The 2,420-nt window shown below is 61.1% G+C and carries 6 protein-coding genes; 2 read left to right on the plus strand and 4 right to left on the minus strand.

Features of this window, described 5'->3' with window-relative positions; genetic code table 11:
* Positions 1–25: 25 nt before the first annotated feature.
* From DDE13_RS22275 to DDE13_RS22285, 3 genes are read right to left on the minus strand one after another with little or no spacing between them, the layout of a single operon-like run.
* A complete protein-coding gene (locus DDE13_RS22275) occupies positions 26–385 on the minus strand; it encodes an Hsp20/alpha crystallin family protein (RefSeq protein WP_111406382.1) in 360 nt (119 codons plus the stop codon).
* An 18-nt stretch (positions 386–403) separates the two neighbouring features.
* On the minus strand, positions 404–802 hold the full coding sequence (locus DDE13_RS22280) for an Hsp20/alpha crystallin family protein (RefSeq protein WP_111406383.1): 399 nt from the start codon (positions 800–802) through the stop codon (positions 404–406).
* 15 nt (positions 803–817) lie between these two features.
* Positions 818–1,192 carry an Hsp20/alpha crystallin family protein gene (locus DDE13_RS22285; protein WP_235868822.1) on the minus strand — a complete coding sequence of 125 codons (375 nt, stop codon included), beginning with the start codon at positions 1,190–1,192 and terminating at the stop codon, positions 818–820.
* A 263-nt stretch (positions 1,193–1,455) separates the two neighbouring features.
* Between DDE13_RS22285 and DDE13_RS22290 the strand changes: the two genes are divergently transcribed.
* Positions 1,456–1,701 (plus strand): EF-hand domain-containing protein, encoded by a 246-nt coding sequence (locus DDE13_RS22290; RefSeq protein WP_111406385.1) that lies wholly within the window; start codon positions 1,456–1,458, stop codon positions 1,699–1,701.
* Between the two features lie 46 nt (positions 1,702–1,747).
* Positions 1,748–1,921, plus strand: a complete 174-nt coding sequence (locus tag DDE13_RS23140; protein WP_162631196.1) for a hypothetical protein — start codon at positions 1,748–1,750, stop codon at positions 1,919–1,921.
* Positions 1,922–2,138: 217 nt separating this feature from the next.
* On the opposite strand, the gene DDE13_RS22295 is transcribed toward DDE13_RS23140, so the two are convergent.
* Positions 2,139–2,402, minus strand: coding sequence for a CorA family divalent cation transporter (locus tag DDE13_RS22295; protein WP_111406386.1), 264 nt, complete (start codon positions 2,400–2,402; stop codon positions 2,139–2,141).
* Positions 2,403–2,420 lie beyond the last annotated feature (18 nt).

The raw sequence follows: 2,420 nt of genomic DNA on the forward strand, positions 1-2,420 counted from the left end.
TGGCTGAAAACTGTCGCGGCAATCGTCAGAGCGGCCAGCCAGAAGTTTGTTCAGCCTGAACGTAGTAGTCCTTCTTTTCCTCCTGCCGTTCGACCTTCTTCTCGCCTTTCACGGTCAGCATGTCGTCGGTGACCGACACCTCGATGTCCTTCATCTCCATGCCGGGCAGTTCGATCGACACCTCGATCGCGTCCCCAGTCTCGACGACATCCGACTTCGCCTCGCCACCGCGCCATGGCCAGTCCAGATCACTGGTGCGGTTCCAGAAGCTCTCGAACACGCGGTTCATTTCCCGTTGCAGCGCGGCGATGGGGTTCTGATCATCGCTCTTGGGTTCGGGCGCATGTTCCTTGCGCGCCCAAGGGATAAGGTCCTTGATCTGCATCTGTCTATCCTCCTGTGATCACGCGCCTTTGACGGCGATCTTCCTGGGCTGGGCTTCGGCAGCCCGGGGCAGCGTGAGCGTCAGCACGCCGTTGGCCATCGCGGCCTCGATCTTGTCGGGATCAAAGTCGTCCGACAGCGTGAACGCCCGCTCGTAGTCGCCCTCGCCGTACTCCGCATAGGCCAGCTGCAGCTTGTCCGGTCGCGTGTAATGAACCTTGCAGCGGATCGTCAGCACGCGCTTTTCCAGCGTGACATCGACGTCATCGGCAGCAACGCCCGGCACCTCGAGCATCAGGGTCACGCCCTCGTCGGTCTCCATGATATCCGTCAGCGGCCGGTAGACGCGTGCTCCGGTCATGGTCTCGGGGGTATCGGCCGCGGGCTTTCCAGCGGTCTGGGTCACATCGTTGTTCATGGAACTGTCCTCCCCTCACGCGGCCTTGATTTCGATCTTGCGCGGCTTGTCCTCTTCCGGACGACCAACCACAATCCGCAGCACGCTGTGGGTCATCCGTGCCTCGACCTTGTTGTTGGAGGCGGCAAAGGGCAGCCGGACGGTGCGGGAGAACTTGCCGAAGCTGCGCTCGTTGCGGTGCCAACGGGCGCCCTCGGAAGCTTCCGGCACCTTGCGCTCGCCAGCGACCGTCAGAACGGCGTCCTTGACCGAAATGTCGATGTCCGCCGGGTCCACCCCGGCGATTTCGGCCGTGACCGCGACGGCCTCTTCGCCCTGCCAGACGTTCACAGCCGGGAACACCGACAGGGCGGGCCGCGCCGGCGTCGCACGGTCGAAATCAAGCAGCATCGAGCGCATGTGCGCGAACGGATCGCTGCGGCGCGAAGATGTAGGATAGAACATGTTTCGCCTCCGTTGTTGCGATTACCCGACGCGACTCGCGCCAGGTCGAAACGCTGCCGGAACGAGAGCACAGCTCTGTCCGCGACGTGTTGACGGCCGTCAATGAACGACTCGCAAGACCGGGTCTTGATGTCTCCATGCCGGAGAATGGCTCCGGCTCTGCCGGGGAGAATGACCCGGGCAGTCGTTCAAGGACTGGAGACTTCAATATGCGTCGTATGACAGTTGGTGCGCTTGCAGCCGCTCTGTTTGCGGCCCCCGCTCTTGCCCTCATGGTCTCGGATGTAGATTCCGACGGCGACGGGATGATTTCCTTCACTGAAATGGCGGAGGCATATCCCGGCCTCACCGAGGACACCTTTGCTACAGTCGACACGAGCGGTGACGGAATGGTCGACGAGGCCGAACTCGCCGCTGCGCTCGAAGCCGGCGTGATCAAGGAACCGGCGGAATGATCCGCTTGGATCTGTTACGTCCTTCAACCTGCGGAGGTCAGGACAAATGGCACAAAGCCTGAACGACCCAAACGGCACGACTTGGCGGCTCTGGGGCGGTATCGCCGCAGCCGTGATCATCGTTCTTGCCGCAGCGGTCTACTGGTTTGACTGGTTCGGCACGGACACCACGGCAGCGGTGACGCCGCCCGTCGAGCAAACTACACCCGCGACACAATAGATCGCGAACGCTGACGATATAACCTCCGGCGGTGCCCGCTGCCGGAGGTGATTTCGTCAGTCGTCTCGATCCGGAGGGCGATTCCTTGATCGGCCCACCAGGTTCTTTAGGCGTGTCTTCGCAACCATGCGTGGTGTCGAACAACCGAAGCACGACGTCCAGGCATTTGTCGCTGTCCAGTGCCCCAGGTGCCTGTAGGAATTTCCACCACATGTCCTCAAAGCCATCCGCGGGACCGGCACCAGAGATAGGGAAGGATCGCCGAAGCGAGCATCACCAGAATGGCCGTCGGATAACCATAGGCCCATCTCAGTTCGGGCATGACGTGGAAATTCATTCCATAGATCCCGGTAACAAGCGTCGGCGGAAGCAGCACGACCGCGACGATCGAAAAGAACTTCACGATGGCGTTCTGTTCGACGCCGACGAGGCCTAGGCCGTGTCTGCAATCAAGGGATTCCCGTTTGGTCTCATTTCTGATTCAAGATCGAAAACGGAG

The sequence above is a fragment of the Meridianimarinicoccus zhengii genome (assembly GCF_003254465.1).
GTDB lineage: Bacteria > Pseudomonadota > Alphaproteobacteria > Rhodobacterales > Rhodobacteraceae > Meridianimarinicoccus > Meridianimarinicoccus zhengii.

Bases quoted from the DNA above. Each gene is read 5' to 3' on its own strand.
- DDE13_RS22285 (WP_235868822.1), bottom strand. From the start codon at position 1,192: ATGCTGCTTGATTTCGACCGTGCGACGCCGGCGCGGCCCGCCCTGTCG.
- DDE13_RS22280 (WP_111406383.1), bottom strand. From the start codon at position 802: ATGAACAACGATGTGACCCAGACCGCTGGAAAGCCCGCGGCCGATACC.
- DDE13_RS23140 (WP_162631196.1), top strand. From the start codon at position 1,748: ATGGCACAAAGCCTGAACGACCCAAACGGCACGACTTGGCGGCTCTGG.
- DDE13_RS22290 (WP_111406385.1), top strand. From the start codon at position 1,456: ATGCGTCGTATGACAGTTGGTGCGCTTGCAGCCGCTCTGTTTGCGGCC.
- DDE13_RS22275 (WP_111406382.1), bottom strand. From the start codon at position 385: ATGCAGATCAAGGACCTTATCCCTTGGGCGCGCAAGGAACATGCGCCC.